Below are 19,962 nucleotides of genomic sequence, written 5' to 3'. Positions count from 1 at the left end.
ACGGCCGGGGTCATCGGTCGCCACCGCGCCGGCCGAACAGGCGCGCCCACCGCCGGGGTTTCTCCGGGTGCGCGTCCGGGCCGCCGCCCGCGTCGGCGTCGCTCGCGGACTGGGACGGCGTCGGGTACGAGTCGGGCCGTTCGGGTGGGCGCACCGTGCCGGCGCCGCGCAGCAGCCGGCCCGTCCACGGGCGCGTGCTGTCGGCGTCGCCGGTCTCGCGCGTGGCTCGTTCGTTGCGCGCGGCGCCCTCGACGCGGCGGGCGGCGTCGCGCAGCGGTCCCCCGCCGGCGTCGGCGGTGCCGAGGGCGTCGAGCTGGGCGGTGTAGCGCGCGGCCTGCCCGGCCATGACGGCCTGCACGCGGGCGCGCAGCCGTTGCGTGGCCTGTGCGGCGAGGCGGCGCACGGCGTCGTCGCCGAACACGGCCTCCAGCAGCTTTTGGGCGAGCACCGCGGTGCCGCCCGCGATGCCGATCTCGGCGCCGGTCAGCCCGGCCGTGGAGGCGAACACGATGACCATGAGGCTCACGCCGAGCGCGTTGACGCCCAGCGACAGCGCGCGGGCGGTGCCGCGCTTGGAGGCACCCTGCTCGCGGACCAGCTCCAGCACGTCACCCTGCCACGCCCGCACCTGCTCGCCGATCTCGCCGCGCAGGCCCGCGGAGGTGCGGCTGAGCTCGAGCCCGTCGAGCAGGCCCGCCCCGGCGGCGTCGCCGCGCCACGACTCGTAGGTGCGTTCGGCGGCGGCCTCGGCGGCGTCGAGCATGACCGACTCGAGCCCGCTGGCGATGGCCTGCTCGACCTGGGGCGCCTGGGCCGGGCGCCCGCGGAAGAACCCGACGACGGCGTCCCGCGCCCGCCCGACGCCCTTCTCGATCGCGCGGAAGAACTCGCCGGTCCCCACGAAGTCCTGCCAGCGGGCGAGCACCTCGCCGCGCAGGATCGCGCCGTCGGAGGTCGCGGCCTCGACGGCCCGCACGGCGTCGGCGTGGTGGCGCTCGGCGGCGTCGCGCAGCCGCGCGTCGGCCGCCTCCTGGACGTCGGCGGCGTCGGCGAGGAGGACGGCACGGCGCACCAGGTCGTCGACGACGCCGTCGCGCGTCGCGGTGATGACGCGGCGGCGCGCCTCGGGGTCGCCGCCCAGCCCGGACAGCCACGTGGACACCTCGGCGACGGCTGCCTCGGGCAGCAGCCCGTCGGCCAGTGCGCGCTCCCCCGCGGCGGCGGCTTCGGGGACGACGAAGATCGGTGCCTCGCCAAGGCCGTTCTCGCGGGTCAGGCGGCGCAGGTCGTCGGCGACGACCTCGGCGCCCGCGTCGACGCGGTCGAGCACGAGCGCGACCTGTGCGCGCCGCTGGGCGGCGGACTGCAGGAGCGCCCACGGCACGGCGTCGGCGTAGCGTGCCGCGGTGGTCACGAACAGCCACAGGTCGGCGGCGCCGAGCAGCTCGGCCGCGAGCTCGCGGTTGGCGGCCTCGACGGAGTCCACGTCGGGTGCGTCGAGCAGCGCGAGTCCCTGCGGCATGGCGTCGGAGGCGACGAGGCGCAGCGTGCGCGTCGGTGCGGTGCGCTGGCCCTCGGTACCGGCGGCGTCCGCTGCCGAGGTCACGCGGGCCAGGCCGGGCAGCACCCGGTCGGTGGTGAACCAGCGCGCGTCGAGGGGGTGGTGCACCAGGACGGGGGCGCGCGTGGTGGGGCGCAGCACGCCGGGCGCGGTGACGTGCTCGCCGAGGATCGAGTTGACGAGCGTCGACTTGCCCGCGCCCGTGGACCCGCCGACGACGACGAGCAGCGGCGCTCGTTCGGCGCGCAGGCGGGGCAGCAGGTAGTCGTCGAGCTGGCCGAGCGCCGCCGCGAGGTCGTCGCGCGCGACGGCGGCCCCGGGCGTGGCGAGCGGCAGGCGCAGCGCGCCCAGCCGGGCCCGCAGCGCGTCGAGCGCTTCGACGAGCGCCGCCGCTTCGCGGTGCGTCGTGAGCGCCTCGGCTGCGGATGGGGCGTCGGGCTCGCTCATGCCCCCATCCTTACCCGCGAGCAGCCCTGATGCCGGTCAGCGCGCCCGGTGCGCCCGGAGACCACGACGGCTCCGGCCCTGCTCGCGCGTGCGGGCAGGGCCGGAGCCGAAGGGGCGAGGGACGCGACGCGACAGCGGTGCGCCGTGCCACGACGCGCGCGGTCGCCGCGTGGCGTCAGTCGCGCGTCAGCTTGCGGTAGGTGACGCGATGCGGGCGCGCGGCCTCGGCACCCAGTCGCGCGACCTTGTTCTCCTCGTACGCGGCGAAGTTGCCCTCGAACCAGTACCACGCCGACGGGTTCTCCTCGGTGCCCTCGTAGGCGAGGATGTGCGTGGCCACGCGGTCGAGGAACCAGCGGTCGTGGGACACGACGACGGCGCAGCCGGGGAACTCCAGCAGCGCGTTCTCGAGCGAGCCGAGCGTCTCGACGTCGAGGTCGTTGGTCGGCTCGTCGAGCAGCAGCAGGTTGCCGCCCTGCTTGAGCGTGAGCGCCAGGTTGAGGCGGTTGCGCTCGCCACCCGAGAGCACGCCGGCCGGCTTCTGCTGGTCGGGGCCCTTGAACCCGAACGACGCGACGTAGGCGCGCGAGGGGATCTCGACGTTGCCGACCTTCATGAAGTCGAGCCCGTCGGAGACGACCTCGAACAGCGTCTTCTTCGGGTCGAGTCCGCCACGCGACTGGTCGACGTAGGAGATCGAGACGGTCTCGCCGATCTTGAGGTCGCCCGAGTCGAGCGGCTCCAGGCCCACGATCGTCTTGAACAGCGTCGACTTGCCCACGCCGTTCGGGCCGATGACGCCGACGATGCCGTTGCGCGGCAGCGTGAAGCTCAGCCCGTCGATGAGGACGCGCTCGCCGAAGCCCTTCTTGAGGTTCGTCGCCTCCAGCACCGTGGAGCCCAGGCGCGGGCCGGCGGGAATCTGGATCTCCTCGAAGTCGAGCTTCCTGGTCCGCTCGGCCTCCGACGCCATCTCCTCGTAGCGGGCCAGGCGCGCCTTCGACTTGGCCTGGCGGCCCTTGGCGTTGGAGCGCACCCACTCCAGCTCCTCCTTGAGGCGCTTGGCGAGCTTGGCGTCCTTCTTGCCCTGGACCTGAAGGCGTTCGCCCTTCTTCTCCAGGTACGTCGAGTAGTTGCCCTCGTACGGGTACAGCCGGCCGCGGTCGACCTCGCAGATCCACTCCGCGACGTGGTCGAGGAAGTAGCGGTCGTGGGTGACGGCCAGGACGGCGCCCGGGTACGTGGCCAGGTGCTGCTCGAGCCACAGCACCGACTCGGCGTCCAGGTGGTTGGTCGGCTCGTCGAGCAGGAGCAGGTCGGGCTTCTCCAGCAGCAGCTTGCACAGCGCCACGCGGCGGCGCTCACCGCCGGACAGCACGGACACCTCGGCCTCGGGCGGCGGGCAGCGCAGCGCGTCCATCGCCTGCTCGAGCTGGCTGTCCAGCTCCCACGCGTCGGCGTGGTCGATGGCCTCCTGGAGCTCGCCCATCTCGGCGAGCAGCGCGTCGAAGTCCGCGTCGGGCTCGGCCATGAGGCCGCTGATCTCGTTGAAGCGGTCGACCTTGGCCTTGATCCCGGCCACCGCCTCCTCGATGTTGCCCAGGACGGTCTTGCTCTCGTTGAGCGGCGGCTCCTGCTGGAGGATGCCGACCGTGTACCCGGGGCTCAGGCGCGCCTCGCCGTTCGACGGCGTGTCGAGGCCGGCCATGATCTTGAGGATGGTCGACTTGCCGGCACCGTTCGGGCCGACGACACCGATCTTCGCGCCCGGCAGGAAGTTGAGCGACACGTCGTCGAGGATGACCTTGTCGCCGTGCGCCTTGCGCGCCTTGTACATGGTGTAGATGAACTCAGCCACTGGCTCGTTTCCACCGTTTCGATCGCGGGTCCGTGGTCGTGGCAGGCCAGACCACCGGGGGTGCAGGGAGGTCGCCGGGCCGGCCGACGACCCCCCAGCCTACGGCCCTCACACCCCGACGGTCTCCCGCGCGCCGACGTCGGCCGCATCGTCGTCATCGTCCGGCGCCCCCGCAGGCGCGCCGGACGGCAGCGTCTCGGTGTGAACGGTCCTGGTGTAGCGCGCCACGCCCCGCGCGACGTCGACCGCGATCGACGCGTTCTCCACGACCAGCGCATGCCGGACCTGGGCGACCTCACGCAGCTCGCCGTCCGGTCCGCGCTCCTCCTTGCGCACCTCGTACTCCTCGAACGCGAGCCGCCCCGCGACCACCACAGGCGTGCCGCGACGCACCGACTCGACGAGGTTGAGCGCGCGATCACCGAACGCTCGAGCGGTGAACCACATCGTCGGCCCGTCACCCCACTCGCCCGTGCGCGGGTCGCGCACGCGTCGCGTGCTGGCCACGCGGATCGACGTCCAGCGGGTGCCGCTCTCAGCCGTGTACAGCGTTGGGTCCTGGCCCACGTGGCCGACCACCGTCACGTTGACGTCGCTCATCAGTCCTCCTGCCCGTCGGGCCGGCACCGTGCCGGCCACCGGCAGGAGGATCAGGCGGGCGCCGGCGTCCGCGCGCCCCCCGCAGGCTCCGGTGTGGACGCCCCCAGGCCGCCAGCCGTTGGGGACGTGCTCGCGCCCGTGTCCCCCGGCCCCGCGACGTCGGACTCGCGCGCCGACCTCGCCAGCTCGCGCACCTGCCGGTGCGCGGCGAGAAGCCGCACCGTCGGCGCCCCCAGGCCGTCCGCGAGCACCCGTTCGAGCACCGCCCTGCCCTCGGCCGCCACGCCCTCGGCCCGGCGCCGAGCCAGCCGCCGCCGCGTCACCGCGGCGCCCACCGCCAGCCCCGCACCCGCCAGCACCAACACGCCGGCCACGGCCCACAGCACCACCGGCCAGGCGTCGGGCAGCACCACCACACCGCCGCTCACCAGCCCCGCCAGCACCCCCACCGCGGCGCCCACACCGGCCGACACCCACGCCGCCCGCCGCACCACGCGCGCGTGCGCCGGACCGGTCACGTCCAGCCCCACCGACCGCACCGCCTCCGCCACGCACGCACGCAACGTGTCCGCGCCCTGCACCGACTCGGCCAGCGAACGCTGCCACCCCGGCGGAAGCGCCGCACCCGCACGCGTCAGCCACCGCGCCCGCGACAACGTCACCGCGTCACGGTCCGGCGGCGGGAACTCCGGCATCCCGTACCCGTTCCGTACGGCGGCACCCACCTGCCCGGCGACCGCGTCAAGACCCGTCGCCTCGACCAGCGCCGGCAGCTCACGCTCCACCGCCGGCTCCAGCTGCCACGGCACGTCGGCCGGCATCTGCGCCAGCAGCAACCGGGCCGCACCGTCGAGCTCACCCGCGGCACGGCCCGCGGCGACGGTCTGACGCTCGCACACCTCCTCGAGCAGCTCACGCACCTGCGCGACGCCCTCACCCGTGCGCGCGGACACCGCGATCACCGGCACCCCCACCAGGCCGTCGTCCTCCAGCAGGCGGTTGAGGTCGCCGAGCAGCTCCTCACGACGGCCCGCCGGCACCGTGTCGATCTGGTTGAGGAGCACCAGCATCGACGCCTCCATGCCCACCGAATCGCGCAGGTACCCCGAATGGAGCGCGTCGTCGGCGTACTTCTGCGGGTCCACCACCCAGATCAGCAGGTCGACCAGCGGCAGGACCCGGTCCACGACCTCGCGGTGCCGCGGCTCGACCGAGTCGTGGTCCGGCAGGTCGAGCAGCACGAGCCCGTCGAGCGCCTCGTCACCCTCCAGCTCGTCGGCCTGCACGATGCGGCGCTCGCGGTCGACGCCGATCCAGTCGAGCAGCGCCTGCGCGCCGTCGTCCCATGAGCACGCGGTGACGCGCGCCGTCGTCGGACGCTTGATGCCCACGTCGGCGAACGTGAGGCGGCAGATCTTGTTGAACAGCGACGACTTGCCCGAGCCGGTGCCGCCCGCGAGCGCCACCACGGTGTGCTCGACGCCGAGCGCCAGCCGCTCGCGCACGCCGTCGACGGCCTGTTGCACGCGGGCCGTCGTGGGTGCGTCGAGGCGGTCGTGGGCCACCGTCAGCGCCTGGGCGAGCGCGTCTGTCCGCGCCCGCAGCGTCGCGTCGTCCGTCACGTCAGTCTCCTCAGCTCGGCGAGCCGCACCCGCAGCCCGGAGGCTGCGTCGTCGGCGAGGTTCGGGGTGTCGAGCACGCCCAGGACGGCGTCGAGCTCGTCGCCGACGACGGCGACCGCACGCTCGCCGAGGTCGGCGCGCAAGGTCTTCACGGGCTCGGCGTGGGCTTCCGCGAAGACGCGGACGAGGAGCCGCTCGGCGTCGGCGCTTCCCGCGGCCGAGGCGAGCAGCAGCGTGCCCAGGCCCTGCGGCCCGAACGCCTTGACGGCGGCGGCCACCCGTTCGGCGTGCTCGCCCGCCCCGAAGCCGTCGACGACGCCGGAGACGCTCGCCGACCACGCCGTGACCGACGCGACGATCTTCGACTCGCGGTCGCGGGCCCGCGCGGCGGCGTCGGGCAGGGCGGCGCCGCCTCCGGCGGGGGCGCCCGGCCCGGTGAGCACCGCGCGCAGCCGCTCTTCGACGCGACCGCCCGCGGCCACGAGCGTGCGGGAGGCGGCGGCCTCGACGTCCGAACGCAGCGCGACCAGCGCCTCCTCGCGCTTGCGCCCGGCCCGCCGGGTCGAACGCACGACGCCGTCGCGGATCTTGACGCGGTCGACCTTCGCGCTGCCGGACAGCTCGCGCCACCGTGCCTCGACCGCGGCGCCCGCGACGACTCCCGCGGCGACGCCGGTGCGCGCGAGCCGCTCGGCGTCGGGGCGCTCCTTCTCGATGGCCGCGCGGATCCGCGCGGCCGCCTCGCCCTGCTCCTCGACGGCCTCCGCGAGCGCCGTGACCCACGCAGGCAGGGCGCCGAGTGCGCCCTTCAGCGTGCGGACGATGACGGCGCGCGAACGCTCTGGTCCGGCCAGGAGCCGCAGCCAGCGGCGCACGGGCGCCACGGTCCTCGCTTCGAGCAGGCCCTCGTGCGGGCCGACGTCGGGCACGACGAACAGCGGCACGTCCGTCATCCCGTGCTCGCGCAGGCGTTGCATGAGGTCGGCACGGATCGTCGTGAGCGTCTCCGTGGGGACGCGGTTGAGGACCATCGCGACCGACGCTCCGCGCTCCGTGGCGCGCGAAAGGGCCTGCCAGGGCAGTGCGTCGCCGTAGCGCGAGGCCGTCGTGACGAAGAGCCACAGGTCGGCCGCTTCGAGGAGCTGCTGCGCCGTCGTCCGGTTCTCGGAGAGGAACGAGTCGAGGTCGGGGGCGTCGAGCAGGGCCGTGCCGCGAGGGACGCCGTCGTGGTAGACGACGCGGGACGCCTCGGTCGCGGGCCCCGCCTGCACGACGTCCCGGTCTGCGGGGTTGAAGGCCAGCACGGGCTCGCGCGTCGTGGGGCGCAGCACCCCGGCGAGCGACACCTCCTCGCCCAGCAGCGAGTTGTACAGCGTGGACTTGCCGGCCCCTGTCGACCCGGCGACGACGACGATCGCGGGCGACGACAGCTCGCGCAGACGCGGCAGCAGGTGCTCGTCGAGCTGGGCGATCAGTCGCCCGCGCGAAGCCTCGGCCTCGGCCGCGCCGTCGATCGGCAGCGGCAGGCGGACGTCCTCGACGTCGCGTCGCAGGTCGCGGGCGACGTCGTAGACCGTCAGGCCGAGCTCGTCCGCCACGGCGGGGTCGGGTCGGCCCGCGATGGGGCGGGCGGCGCGCGGTCCCTGGGGCAGTGTCACGGTGTCATCCTGGAAGGTCGGAGGGCCGAGCCAAACGTTGGCCAGCCTATCGCGTTGACCTGCGCCAAGACCGGAACGAACCCTGCGAGCCCGATCCGGCGGCCCCGCCTGGCCCGTCCGTGTCTCCCGATCCTCCAGCCGAGCTTTGGCTCGGCTCCTAGAACTTCGGGATCTCCCACCCTGCGGCGACGGCGTCCCACACCGCCTTCTCGCTGGCATCGTCCGGTGGCCGCGGGGTCGGCGAGACGGGAGCTGCGGGCCACTTGAGAATGTCGGAGTCCCACGGATCGCGCAGTTCGCCCACCCAGACGAGCGTGCGGTTCCCGTAGAACTCCTGGAAGAGCATGTAGGCGAACCGAGGGAAGGCCTCGTGGTTGAGGGAGTAGCTGGACACGATGCCAAGGCTGTCGACGCGAGCCCGAACGACGGTGTATCCGCGCGGCGTCAGTCGCCACGACACCGTGAAGCACCCGTAGGGTTTGGCGAGCCCGTTCGTCGGGTCGAACGCGTTCTCGAGCTTCCCGCCGATGTCCATGCTGATGCTGTGCCTGCGCTTGAGCTTGTAGTTCTGGGAGCCGAAGTTGTAGGTGGCTCCGAACCAGTCGCGGCCGATGCTGCACACCATGGTGTGGATCCAGCGGCTGTCGGCCACGACCACATAGACCGTGGACAGGTCGCCCAGGAGCTTGGTCGTCTGCCGTGGCGGCGCCCATTGCAGGGGTCCGTAAGGCTGCACAGGCTGCGCAGGCTGCACCGGACCGCCGGGGTACGCGGCTGCGCCCGGGGCGGGCCGGCCTGCGACCTGTCCTGGCGCCGGCGCCCACGCCTCGTTGCGCCACGCCGGGTCGGTCATCGTGAACCTCCCGGCTCCTCGACGACGAGGACATCGCCGATCCCGCCCTCGGCCTGGGGAACCCAGTGCACGACGCTGACCCCCGGGTCGTACGCCGCGTCGCCTGGACCGGACGCCTGGAGGGAGACGAATAGTTCGCTGACCAGCGGCACCGCAGCCAAGATCCAGACAAAGCTGAGGATGGTGCCGACCCAGAGGCCGATGGACGCCGGCGTGTTCTTGTAGCCCGATGCGGCGGACCGGGATCGGGCCATGAACCCGAGGATCACTCCTGCGAACGGGCAGAAGAACGCCGTGCACAGGGCGGCCAGCCCGAGACCCCGGCCGGCGTCGACCGCGTCCTGGGGCGGGCGGTAGGAGGGCGACACGACGGAGTGGTACTGGTTCTGGTACGGCGCCCCCGGCGCGTAACCCCCGGGAGCCGGCGCCAGGTACGGCGTCCCCGTCGCGTACCCGCCGGGAGCCGGCGCCAGGTACGGCGTCCCCGTCGCGTCACCGCCGGGAGCCGGCGCCAGGTACGGCGCCCCCGGCGCGTCACCGCCAGGAGCCGGCGCCAGGTACGGCGGAGCCCCTTGGGGGTACGGAAGCTGCTGCGGGTAGCCCCCGGGGAGAGGCGTCGGGTACACGGGGCTCGTGCCGGTGCCGGCCGGGGTCCCTTCTGACGGCTCAGTATTCACGTGCTCCACATCGTCCTTCGTCATCTGTATCGGCACCTTCCCTCGCCGCGAGCCGTTACCCGTGGCTCGAGGGGGTGAATGCGAGCTGCCCGCGGAACACGCCCCGCTCGCGTGAGACCACCTGCACGCGGCCCGGTGGCCCGGCCGCGGGCTTGACCCGCCCGATGAGCGCGCCCTCCTCGGGGTTGCCGGGCAGCAGGATGCCGGTGGCACCCAGGTCGCCGAGGCGCTGGAGGACTGGGTCGTACAGCGCGCGTGACGCACCACCCGATCTCCGTACGACGACGACGTGCAGCCCGACGTCGGAGGCCTGGGCGAGCAGCGGGACGAGCGGCAGGATCGGGTTGCCCTGGGAGGTGGAGACCAGGTCGTAGTCGTCGATGAGGACGAAGCCCTCGGCGCCCTTCCACCACGAGCGCGCACGCAGCTCCTCCGCGGTCACGCCGGGGCCGGGGATGCGGCTGGAGAACAGCGCGGCGAGCTCCGACATCCCTCCCGAGGCCAGCTCGTGCGACGTGAGGTAGGCGCCCAGGTACTCGGGCGGGACCTCGTCGAGCAGCGCCCGCCGGTAGTCGACGACGAAGATCTTGGCCTCGGAGGGTCCGTACAGGCGCACGATCTCGGCCGCGCAGGCTCGCAGCAGCGAGGACTTGCCCGTCTCTGCGTCGCCGAAGGCGTACAGGTGCGGGCTGGTGCGCAGGTCGAGGCCGAACGGGGCGAGGGCCTGCTCGTCGACGCCGAGCAGCAGACGCCGGTCCTCGGGTCCTGCCAGTGCCTGGACCTGCGGCAGGTCGATGCGCTCGGGCAGCATCCGCAGCTTCGGCCCGGCGGGGCCGTGCCACGCGGACTGCACGCGCGCGACGAGGTCGGCCACGCCGTCGGCGAGGGTCTCTGCGGCACCGTCGCCGTCGATGCGCGGCAGCGCGGACAGCAGGTGCAGGCCGGACGGCGTCAGGCCGCGCCCGGGCAGCGACTCGGGCACGTTGCGGGCCGCCTTGCGGTCCACCTCGGAGTCGGACGGGTCACCGAGCCGCAGCTCGAACCGGGTGCCGATGACGTCGCGGATCTGCGGGCGCATCTCCATCCAGCGGTTGGCGGTGAGGATCACGTGGACGCCGTAGGTGAGTCCGCGTGCCGCGATCGCGATGATCTGCTGCTCGAGCTCTTCGAACTCCGCGCGCAGGGTGGCCCAGCCGTCGACGACGAGGAAGATGTCGCCCCACCCGTCGTCCGCCTGGCCTGCCGCGCGCCGCTGGCGGTAGGTCTCCATGGAGTCGACGCCCGCGTCGCGGAAGTAGACCTCCCGCGCGTCGACGATCCCGGAGATCTCGGCGATCGTGCGCCGGACGGCGTCGGGTTCGGAACGCATCGCGAGACCGGCCAGGTGAGGCAGTCCGCGCAGCGCGGTGAACGTGCCGCCGCCGAAGTCGAGCACGTAGAACTGCGTCTCGAGCGGGGTGGTGGTCAGGGCGAGCGCCGTGACGGCGGTCCGCAGGAGCGTGGACTTGCCGGACAACGGCCGCCCGACGACGACCATGTGGCCGGCCGCTCCGGACAGGTCGACGACGAGCGCTTCGCGTCGCTGTTCGAGGGGCACGTCGACCACGCCGAGGGGACGCGCAGTCGGCCGGTCTCGCGCCAGGAGGCGCTGGTGAGGCCGAGCGCGGGGTCGGGGGCAAGGTCGGTGAGCATGCGGTCGAGCGACTCGGGTCGCTCCAGGGGCGGCAGCCAGACGCGGTGCGCCTCGGGCCCTCGCCCGCGCATCGCCTCGACGGCGACGTCGAACATGATCCTTTCGACGTCGTCCGTGGCGGCCTGCGGGGCTTTCGGGGCCGCCGGGGTGGCGGGCGCCTCGGGCGCCTGCTGGATCGGCCGTGGCGCGGCCGTGAAGAGCTCGAGGTGCACGGGGCCGCGTGCCGACGCCTCGCCGGCCGCGGGCGTGGTCGCGGCGCTCTGTTCGCTGCGTGGCGCGAGCTTGCCGGAGACGTACGCGGCGCGGAACTGGACGATGGCCTCGGTGCCGACCTTGAGGTAGCCGACGCCTGGTTCGCGTGGCAGGTCGACGGCGTCGGGCACGCCGAGGATGGAGCGTGACTCGGCGGCCGAGAAGGTCCGCAGGCCCACACGGTAGGACAGGTAGGTGTCCAGGCCGCGCAGCTTGCCCTCCTCCAGGCGCTGGGAGGCGATGAGCAGGTGGACGTGCAGGGAGCGGCCGACACGGCCGATGTTGACGAACGAGTCGACGAACTCGGGCTTGGCGGCCAGCAGCTCGGAGAACTCGTCGACGACGATGAGCAGCGCCGGCAGCGGTGGCAGATCGGGGCGGGTGGAGCGACGCGCGGCCTCGTAGTCGCCGACGTTCGCGAAGTTGCCCGCCGCTCGCAGCACCTCCTGGCGCCGCGTGATCTCGCCGGTCAGGGCGTCCTGGAACCTGTCGACGAGCGAGAGCTCCTCACCCAGGTTGGTGATGATGGCCGAGACGTGGGGCATGTCGGCCATGCCGGCGAACGTCGCACCACCCTTGAAGTCGACGAGCACGAAGTTGAGCTGCTCGGGCGAGTGGGTCAGTGCCAGTGCGAGCACCAGGGTGCGCAGCACCTCCGACTTGCCCGAGCCGGTGGCGCCGATGAGCACGCCGTGCGGTCCCATGCCCTGCTCGGCGGACTCCTTGATGTCGAGGATCAGCGGCACCCCCGCGGTGTCCTGCCCGACCGGCACGCGCAGCCGCTGCTGCCCTGCCCGGTAGCGCCACGCCGCGTCGAGGTCGAGGTCGCGGACGTCGGGCAGGCCCAGCAGCTCCGTCAGTCCGAGCTGGCGCCTGACGGCGGCGCCGGGCGAGGCCTCCTCGGCGACGCCGCCGTACAGCGGCATGAGCCGGCGCGCGGCGGCCTCCGCATCGACCGTCGTCGCCGTGTCCGGCGTGAACTGCCATGCGCCGGTGCGCAGGTCGAGCACCTGCGCGGTGCCGTCGTCGTCGAGCGCGAGCCGGGCGACGCCTTCGTGCTCCATCGGCCCCCATGCCTCGGGCAGGTCGAGCACGGTGACCCCGGCGGTCCCGCCTGGGCGCGCGAAGGGATGGTCGGCCGGCAGCGCCACCCCGTCCGCGACCAGGAGCAGGTGGGGGCCGTCGGGTGTCGCGCCGATGCCCGTGGGGCGTGCGGTCGCGCCCTCGGGCAGCAGTGCCTCGAGCGGCTCCCAGGAGGGCACGATCATGCGGGCCGGCCCTGCGCCGTCCGACTCGCGGCGGGAGTGGGCGTGCGGCAGCCATTTGACCCACTCCCACTCGGCGGCGGCGTCGTGCGAGGCGACGACGGCGATCACGAGGTCGTCGGGGTCGTGATGGACGGCCGCCTGAAGGACGATGGCGCGGGCCAGCGACCGCACCCGCGCCTCGGTGCCGGTGACCTCGACGGTGGCGTAGCCGGTCAGCGGCAGCGAGGTGGGCAGGTCGGGCTGGGATCCGTGAGTGAGCATGAAGCGGTGCGCGGCCGACGCGCAGACGGGATCGAGCTGGGCCAGGGGCGGCAGCTCGGGCGCCTCGAGGTTCAGGCACAGCGGTTGCTCGCTGGTGCCGATCCGCAGGTCGAGGAAGTCGGTGTCGGTGCGCCCGCGCTCCCACACGCGCGTGCGTTCGTCGGCGAGGAAGACCAGGGCTTGCGGGGCGGGGTGCCGCCAGGTCGCGGCGCGTCGCTGCTGGCGCGCGGCCGTGCGCACGGTGCGGCGCAGCTCGGCGAGGTACGTCAGGTACTCGCGGCGCTGGCCCACGACCTCGGCGGCACGCTGAGAGCGCTGACGCCAGCCGTTGGTGACCGCGAAGCCGAGCGACGACACGAGGAACATGCCCCCGCCGACCATGCCGGCCGCACCGGCGCCGGACATCGCCACCATGACAACGCCGCCGACCGACCCGAGCATCGGCAGCATGGTGGTCAGCAGCGAGTTGGTGCCGTCGCTCACCGACAGCTCGGGCGGGGCTGGAGCGTGATGGTCCCTGACGGGACACGAGGCACCGCAAGGCGTCTGGCCATCTCAGTCCTCCCCTGGATCAGCGTGGCCGTCCAGCTCCGGTCGCCGATGCGCACGCGCACCCCGTCGTCGAGCGCGAGCCTGGCTCCGGGGACTGCGGCGGTGCGGGTGCCGTCCTCGGCGACGAGCACCGAGCCGTTGGTGGAGCCGAGGTCGGTGACCCACACGCCGTCGTCGGCGTGCTCGACGCGCAGGTGGTTCTTGGACACGGTGCCGCCGTCCTGAAGGACGGTGATGACGCTCTCGCCGGGCACGGTGGGCGTCGGGCGGCGGCCGAGCACGGCCGTCACGCCCCATGGCAGGTACTCGCGCTGCCCGGTGTCGAACGCGAGCAGGAGCGATGCGGCGCCCGCGCCCCCGGGCCCAGCCAGGGCGAGCGCGACGTCGCCGTGCATCGAGGTGTGGGAGAGCGGGCCGAGCTGGTCCGCGGCGATCGCGTGCCCGGCGGGCGGAGCGAACACGGGCGTCGCCGCGAACCACTCGTCCCTGTGGGACTGCGTGCCACCTGCAGTCGTGCCGAACGATGGCGCCGGGGCGCCCCCGGCGGGCAGGAACGTGCCGACCGTGCCGGGTGCGGGGGCGGCGGCCGGGGCAGGGGGTGGGGCAGGGCGCCCGCGCCGGCGGCCTGCGCGCGGCGCGCCACGACGAGCACGGCCGTGCCGGCCGCTTTGTCTGCCCATGTGCGTCCGCGCCGCGTGGCGTCGAACGCGCCTGAGGCTGCCACGACCCAGGCGCCCGCCCCCGCCACCAGCGCACCGGTGGCGAGCACGACGAAGCGCGCCAACTCCCGGCCCGTGCCGGGACTGCATGGTGCGCCGTCTTGCACCGTGCGCAGTCCCAGGGCGGCGTTGCCGACCGTCAGCCCTGTGCGTGCCTCCCACACCAGCAGGGCCACGCACGCCTCCACGGCCACGAGCAGCCCGAGCACCGCGGACGAGGCCGCGATCCCCACGCCTGCGCCCAGCGCGGTGACGGCCACGGCGTCGAGGGTGAACGCCGCCAGGCGCGCGCCTGCGGTCGCCGGTCGGGTTGTGGGCGTGCTCATGCCGCGACCGCCCTGGCGACCTGGACGGCGCCGCCCGCGAGCAGGCCGGCAGGCAGGGCCAGCGCGATGACCAGGGCCTCGGCGATGTCAGCGGCGCGCGAGAGCACGAGGGACCGTGCCCCGCGGGCGATGGCGGGAGCAACCAGCGCCGTGGCCACTCCGACGCCGAGCAGCGCCGCGGCCACCGCCGGGTCGAGCCGGCGTTCGGCGACGTTCAACGTCAGCGCGACGCCGAGGGCGCACGGGACGGCGGCCGTGGCACGCAGCGCCCAGCGTTGCACCGCGCTGGTGCTCGCCCTGCCCAGCAGCGAGGTTGCCGCTGCATAGCAGAGGAGCAACGCGACCTGCCCGACGAGGACGAGGCCCTGCCCCGGTCGTGTCCCAACCGCTGCTGGCAGGGCCGCCGCCCCGGTGGCTGCGAGCAGCGCCGTCGCGCTGCTGCGCGCCTGGCGGGCGGCCAGGACCCGTGCGCTGATGGCCTGGCCGTCGACAGCGCCCGGATCGGTCACTTCGGGCATGCGCACGCTCCAGCGAGTCTCCATGAACCGCGGCGAGTCCAGCAGCAACTCGTCGGGCAGCCGCAGCACGAGCCCCGGTAGCGCACGCACGGCCAGCGGCACCGCAGCGACCGTGAGGGCGGCACACAGGCGCGCGTCCCACGCCAGGCCCAGCCCCAGGCCCCAGACACCCGCGAGGGCCGACGCCCATGCTCCGGTCGCGGCCAGGGTGGCGCGCGTGTGCAGCCCGGCGACGACGGTGCCTGCGATCGCGACCGCGCCCACCGCCGCTGAGGCCGTGAGCACGGCAAGGTGGGTGGCACCCGCGCCGTGACGTCCGTGGCCGAGCAGCAGCACCACTCCGACGACCAGCACGCTCGCCGCGACAAGGCCCCATCGCCCGACCCGCTCGGTCGTCGCCCTCGACGGCACGGGCGCGGGCGCGGGCGTGCCGCGGGGGTGCCCCCGGTCGGGGTGCAGCACGGTGACGAGCGCGCCGTCCGCGAGATCTGCGACGCGGGTGTGCGGCCCGATGCCTGCGGCGGAGCCGATCAGGACGACGTCCGCGGACCTCCCGTCGACCCCCGCCTGGGCGAGGGCGTCTCCCACGGTGCTCGTGAGGGGAATCGCCAGGTCGATCCGCTGCGCGCCGTCCAGGAGCGCGACACGCCGCACCGCCGGTGCCGTCACCACGGGGGCCGCGGGCGCGACAGGGCCGCGAGCGCGTCGGTCAACTCCTGCCTGGCCTGGTTCTCGGCTTCTCGCGCGGCAATGACCTCTTCGTTCTCCGGTTGCTGGGCCGCCTTCTCCTTTGCGACGACAAGGTTCGCGATCACGTGCTGGCGGACCCGGCGCGCCTCGGCTGACCGGTCGACTCCGCTGACGATGTCGGCGAGCGTCGTCTGCCGCAGGTCGATGCGTTGCTGGAGGCGCTGCCAGTCCTGACCTTGCTCGCCCTTGCGCCGCGATGCGGCCGCCTCGTCGTCCTCAGAGGTGTCCCGGGCGGCCTGGGCGGCGCGCTCTCGTGCCGCGTCGGCGCGCGTCTGTGCGGTGAACTCGCGGATCTCCGCGATGGCTGCCCGCAGATCGTCGTGCTCGTCTGCCATGGTGTTCACACCCCGTCCCACGCGAGGGTCTTCTGTGCGGCGTCGAGGGTCTTGGAGCCCGCGTTCGCCGCAGAGATGCCGATGGTGACGGCCGACTCGACTTCGGGGTATTTCTCCCTGAAGTCCTCGACCATCCGCGCGATCTTCACGACGATCTTGGCGATCTTCTTCACGATCTCGTAAATCTTCTTCGCGATGCCGGTCAGCTTCTCGGCGAGCTCCGCGAACTTCTTGAATGCCTTCGTGATCTTCGTGGTCCATTTCGCCAGCGAGACGGCGATGCGTGGTTGCCAGTACAGCTGGGCGGCCTCCCCTACGCCAGGGACCCCCAGAGAGGCAATCGCTTTGCCCGCGAGGGAGGCGAGCTCAGAGATGCCCGTGGCAATCATCTCCGCGATCGCCTGGGCTGCCTCGCTCAGCGCCGAGACCATCTCGGAGGCCTCGTCGCAGGCCGACGGCAGGTCGGACAGGTTGTCGGCCATCTCTGCCTCGAGCGCCAGGAACGCGTCGGCCGTCTGCCCCTGCCACTGGTCGCCGACGTTCGCCTTGACGGCGTTCATGTTGTCCTTGAGCGTGCTCATGGCTCTGCCTGCCGCCGACCACGCCGCGGCGCCCCGATCGAGTTCACCCCAGTTGCCCGCGAGCGGCTTGAACACCCACTTTTCTAGCGGGCTCTCGCCGGTGAGGAACTTGATGACCCAGTCGATGCCGCCGATCACCAGCCCGGCGTTCATTCGCGCCGACTGCGCCCAGTCGTTCGGGACTGGCGGCGGCGGCGTCAGCGCGTCCGCCGGGCAGGGTACGTATCCGAAGCTCATCGTCGCTCTCCTCGCTGTTGTTCCTGGGCTTGTTGTGTCGAGTCACCCTGCGCTCCTGGCGGCGCATGCCATGACGGGCCCTGTGCCGGCGGGACCGGAATCGGGGGGCCCTGTGTCGGCGGGCCTGGTGGTTGTGGCCAGGCCTGGGGTGGCACGCCCGCACCGGGCACCGGTACTGCGGGGCGAGGAACCGTGCGGCCCCGACGCGTCAGCACCACCACGACCGTCACCACCCCCGCCACCAGCACCAGCCCGACCACACCCAGACCACCAACCAGCACCCACCGACCCACACCCCACCCGGCCGCACCCGCCGGGGCCTGCCCCGCCGGCGCGCCGCCCGACCCATCACCCGACGCCTTGCCCGACGTCTTGCCCGACGGGTCGGTCGACGGGTCGGCTGCCAGTGCGGGCGCCCACGACGGACGCACACCCGCCGCGATCTCCTCAGCCGTCGGGGAAGGCTCAGACCTCTCTGGGTCGACACTCCGGAGCTCGATCAGCGGGTTCTGGTCCGGGTACTGGGCGGGGTCACCCGCCCGCACCATGTGCCCCACCGACGCCAGCCCGTACCCGAAGATCTCGTCATAACCCAGCTCGTGATCCTCCGAGCCCGTGTTCCGGATCAACGACTGAAGCAACTGGTTGGCCGTCGCGTCCGGGTACACGCTCCACACATCCGCCAACATCCCCGCCACCAACGGCGTCGCAAACGACGAACCGCCGGCGATCTCCAGCGACCGCCAATCACCCGTGGTGGGGTCCCCCTGCACCAGCATCTGCCCACCCGCGGCCATCACGACCCGCTGATGTGCAATGTCCCTGATCCGGGCAGTCGGGGTCGCAGGCTTCAGGTCCGGCCCCACCGCCTGCACCGCCACCCCACCATTGACACGTTGGTTTGCCACACCGTCGTTGGACATCCCGTGGACCACGATCACGCCTTCGTGCATCGCATACGCGAACGCCACCGACAAATCATCGCCAGACACCGTAATGGTCTCCTGCGAGATGGAGATGATGTCCGCACCGTCATCCACGGCCTGCACGACCGCAGCCGCTGTCGCATCGGCGTCGTTCACGCTGCCACAGAGGATGCCGGGGTTGTAGGAGCCATCCGGGTTCGGGCTGTAGTAGCCGTTATCGTCGTAGAAGCGCACCCGCGCCTTCGGCGAGATCCCCCTCACCGAGGACTGACCGTCATACCCCTGACCATTCCCCACCAGATGCGCCACCACATTCGTGCCATGACCCGACTCGAAAAAATCAGTCGACGCCGCAGCCGCCGGCGCATCATCCGCCTCGTTCAAACAGAACGACGGCTCATGCACCACCAGATCCGCATCCGCCAGCATCGGCACCTGCGGGTTAATCCCGTCATCAATCACCGCGACCGTGACCCCATGACCATCCGCACCCTGCGCATTCACCTCAGCCACGCCATACGACCCGTACCACCACGACCCGTCCACACCCCACGCCGCCGCACGCCCGCCAACGACCACCACCCCAGCCACCACCACGGCAGCGCACGCCTTCACCCCAGCGCGACCAACACCCTTCAGCGACCGGTTCACACCACCACACATCGAACTCATGGCCGGTCTCCGTGCTGCACTCCCTGACCCGGCTGCACCGGACCGTCACCCACCCACGACGACGACTGCCACGGCTGACCCGGTGCCGACTGACCCGGTGCCGGCTGGCCCGGTGCCGGCTGACCCGGTGCCGGCTGACCCTGTGGTTGTGGCCAGCCCTGGGGTGGCACGCCCGCACCGGGCACCGGTACCGCGGGGCGAGGAACCGTGCGGCCCCGGCGCGTCAGCACCACCACGACCGTCACCACCCCCGCCACCAGCACCAGCCCGACCACACCCAGGCCACCAACCAGCACCCACCGACCCACACCCCACCCGGCCGCACCCGCCGGGGCCTGCCCCGCCTGCGTGCCGCCCGACCCATCACCCGACGCCTTGCCCGACGTCTTGCCCGACGGGTCGGTCGACGGGTCGGCTGACAGTGCGGGCGCCCACGACGGACGCACACCCGCCGCGATCTCCTCAGCCGTCGGGGAAGGCTCAAAGCCCTCCCGGTCGGCGCTCCAGGGCTCGATCAGCGGGTTCTGGTCCGGGTACTGGGCGGGGTCACCCGCCCGCACCATGTGCCCCACCGACGCCAGCCCGTACCCGAAGATCTCGTCATAACCCAGCTCGTGATCCTCCGAGCCCGTGTTCCGGATCAACGACTGAAGCAACTGGTTGGCCGTCGCGTCCGGGTACACGCTCCACACATCCGCCAACATCCCCGCCACCAACGGCGTCGCAAACGACGAACCCTCGGCGAGCCCCAGTGGCCGCCAATCACCAGTGTCGGTGTCCCCCTGCACCAGCATCTGCCCACCCGCAGCCACCACGACCCGCTCATGCGAGAAGTCCCGGAGCCGGGCAGTCGGGGTCGCAGGCTCCAGATCCGGCCCCACCGCCTGCACCGCCACCCCACCATTGACACGGAGGACTGCCACACCGTCGTTGGACATCCCGTGGACCACGATCACGCCTTCGTGAATCGCATACGCGAACGCCACCGACAAATCACTGCCCGCCGCCGCCCCCGTCTCCTGCGAGATGGAGATGATGTCCGCACCGTCATCCACCGCCTGCACGACCGCAGCCGCTACCGCATCGACGTCGTTCACGCTGCTGCAGTTCAAAAGCGAACTGAAGGAGCCATCCGGGTTCGGGAGGTAGTAGCCGCTGTCGTCATAGAAGCGCACACGCGCCTTCGGCGAGATCCCCCTCACCGAGGACTGCCCGTCATACCCCTGACCATTCCCCACCAGATGCGCCACCACATTCGTGCCATGCCACGACTCGAAGAAATCAGTCGTCGCCGCGGCCGCCGGTGCATCATCCGCCTCGTTCATACAGAACGACGGCTCATGCACCACCAGATCCGCATCCGCCAGCATCGGCACCCGCGGGTTGATCCCGCTATCGATCACCGCGACCGTGACCCCATGACCATCCGCACCCTGCGCATTCACCTCAGCCACGCCATACGACCCGTACCACCACGACCCGTCCACACCCCACGCCGCCGCACCCCCGCCAACGACCACCACCCCAGCCACCACCACGGCGGCGCACGCCTTCACCCCAGCGCGACCAACACCCTTCAGCGACCGGTTCACACCA

14 protein-coding genes and 2 pseudogenes are annotated in these 19,962 nt (G+C 72.9%); all 16 read right to left on the bottom strand.

Translation table 11 applies throughout. The features are described from left to right. Nucleotides 1-10 precede the first annotated feature (10 nt). On the bottom strand, nucleotides 11-2,008 hold the full coding sequence (locus ET495_RS01620) for a dynamin family protein (RefSeq protein WP_129202087.1): 1,998 nt from the start codon (nucleotides 2,006-2,008) through the stop codon (nucleotides 11-13). Between the two features lie 175 nt (nucleotides 2,009-2,183). Then, on the bottom strand, nucleotides 2,184-3,866 hold the full coding sequence (gene ettA, locus ET495_RS01615) for an energy-dependent translational throttle protein EttA (protein ID WP_129202085.1): 1,683 nt from the start codon (nucleotides 3,864-3,866) through the stop codon (nucleotides 2,184-2,186). A gap of 108 nt (nucleotides 3,867-3,974) precedes the next feature. Further along, nucleotides 3,975-4,466, bottom strand: coding sequence for a single-stranded DNA-binding protein (locus ET495_RS01610; RefSeq protein WP_129202083.1), 492 nt, complete (start codon nucleotides 4,464-4,466; stop codon nucleotides 3,975-3,977). 50 nt (nucleotides 4,467-4,516) lie between these two features. Next, a complete protein-coding gene (locus tag ET495_RS01605; RefSeq protein ID WP_129202081.1) occupies nucleotides 4,517-6,088 on the bottom strand; it encodes a GTPase in 1,572 nt (523 codons plus the stop codon). Next, nucleotides 6,085-7,746 carry a GTPase gene (locus tag ET495_RS01600; protein ID WP_129202079.1) on the bottom strand — a complete coding sequence of 554 codons (1,662 nt, stop codon included), beginning with the start codon at nucleotides 7,744-7,746 and terminating at the stop codon, nucleotides 6,085-6,087. The genes ET495_RS01605 and ET495_RS01600 overlap by 4 nt, the downstream gene beginning before the upstream one ends. A 157-nt stretch (nucleotides 7,747-7,903) precedes the next feature. Beyond that, the gene (locus tag ET495_RS01595; RefSeq protein WP_129202077.1) at nucleotides 7,904-8,599 is read right to left on the bottom strand and encodes a hypothetical protein; all 696 of its coding nucleotides are present in this window, start codon (nucleotides 8,597-8,599) and stop codon (nucleotides 7,904-7,906) included. Beyond that, nucleotides 8,596-9,225, bottom strand: a complete 630-nt coding sequence (locus ET495_RS01590) for a DUF4190 domain-containing protein (RefSeq protein WP_129202075.1) — start codon at nucleotides 9,223-9,225, stop codon at nucleotides 8,596-8,598. Before ET495_RS01590 ends, ET495_RS01595 begins: the two co-directional genes overlap by 4 nt. A gap of 106 nt (nucleotides 9,226-9,331) precedes the next feature. Further along, a complete protein-coding gene (gene eccCb / locus ET495_RS18365; protein WP_245993237.1) occupies nucleotides 9,332-10,882 on the bottom strand; it encodes a type VII secretion protein EccCb in 1,551 nt (516 codons plus the stop codon). 428 nt (nucleotides 10,883-11,310) lie between these two features. Next, nucleotides 11,311-13,191, bottom strand: a pseudogene (gene eccCa, locus ET495_RS18360) (type VII secretion protein EccCa); the annotation flags it as partial. Between the two features lie 38 nt (nucleotides 13,192-13,229). After that, complete coding sequence (locus tag ET495_RS18355) at nucleotides 13,230-13,763, bottom strand: FHA domain-containing protein (RefSeq protein ID WP_245993235.1); 534 nt, start codon at nucleotides 13,761-13,763, stop codon at nucleotides 13,230-13,232. A 257-nt stretch (nucleotides 13,764-14,020) separates the two neighbouring features. After that, nucleotides 14,021-14,347: pseudogene (locus ET495_RS19585) on the bottom strand (RDD family protein); the annotation flags it as partial. Beyond that, the gene (locus tag ET495_RS01570; RefSeq protein ID WP_129202071.1) at nucleotides 14,344-15,537 is read right to left on the bottom strand and encodes a hypothetical protein; all 1,194 of its coding nucleotides are present in this window, start codon (nucleotides 15,535-15,537) and stop codon (nucleotides 14,344-14,346) included. The gene ET495_RS01570 and the pseudogene ET495_RS19585, both read right to left, overlap by 4 nt. Continuing rightward, nucleotides 15,531-15,950, bottom strand: a complete 420-nt coding sequence (locus tag ET495_RS01565) for a hypothetical protein (RefSeq protein WP_129202069.1) — start codon at nucleotides 15,948-15,950, stop codon at nucleotides 15,531-15,533. The genes ET495_RS01570 and ET495_RS01565 overlap by 7 nt, the downstream gene beginning before the upstream one ends. Nucleotides 15,951-15,955: 5 nt before the next feature. Further along, nucleotides 15,956-16,768: a WXG100 family type VII secretion target gene (locus tag ET495_RS01560; RefSeq protein ID WP_129202067.1), complete on the bottom strand. Its 813-nt coding sequence runs from the start codon at nucleotides 16,766-16,768 to the stop codon at nucleotides 15,956-15,958. Then, nucleotides 16,765-18,345: a S8 family serine peptidase gene (locus ET495_RS01555; RefSeq protein WP_162616330.1), complete on the bottom strand. Its 1,581-nt coding sequence runs from the start codon at nucleotides 18,343-18,345 to the stop codon at nucleotides 16,765-16,767. The genes ET495_RS01560 and ET495_RS01555 overlap by 4 nt, the downstream gene beginning before the upstream one ends. Before the next feature lie 17 nt (nucleotides 18,346-18,362). Further along, nucleotides 18,363-19,958, bottom strand: a complete 1,596-nt coding sequence (locus ET495_RS19095) for a S8/S53 family peptidase (RefSeq protein ID WP_162616329.1) — start codon at nucleotides 19,956-19,958, stop codon at nucleotides 18,363-18,365. Nucleotides 19,959-19,962: the final 4 nt, after the last annotated feature.

Origin of the sequence: Xylanimonas allomyrinae (genome assembly GCF_004135345.1) — a bacterium.
Classification (GTDB): Bacteria; Actinomycetota; Actinomycetes; order Actinomycetales; family Cellulomonadaceae; genus Xylanimonas; species Xylanimonas allomyrinae.
The sequence above is the reverse complement of the archived record's forward strand: the minus strand, read 5'-3'. Positions and strand labels throughout refer to the sequence as shown.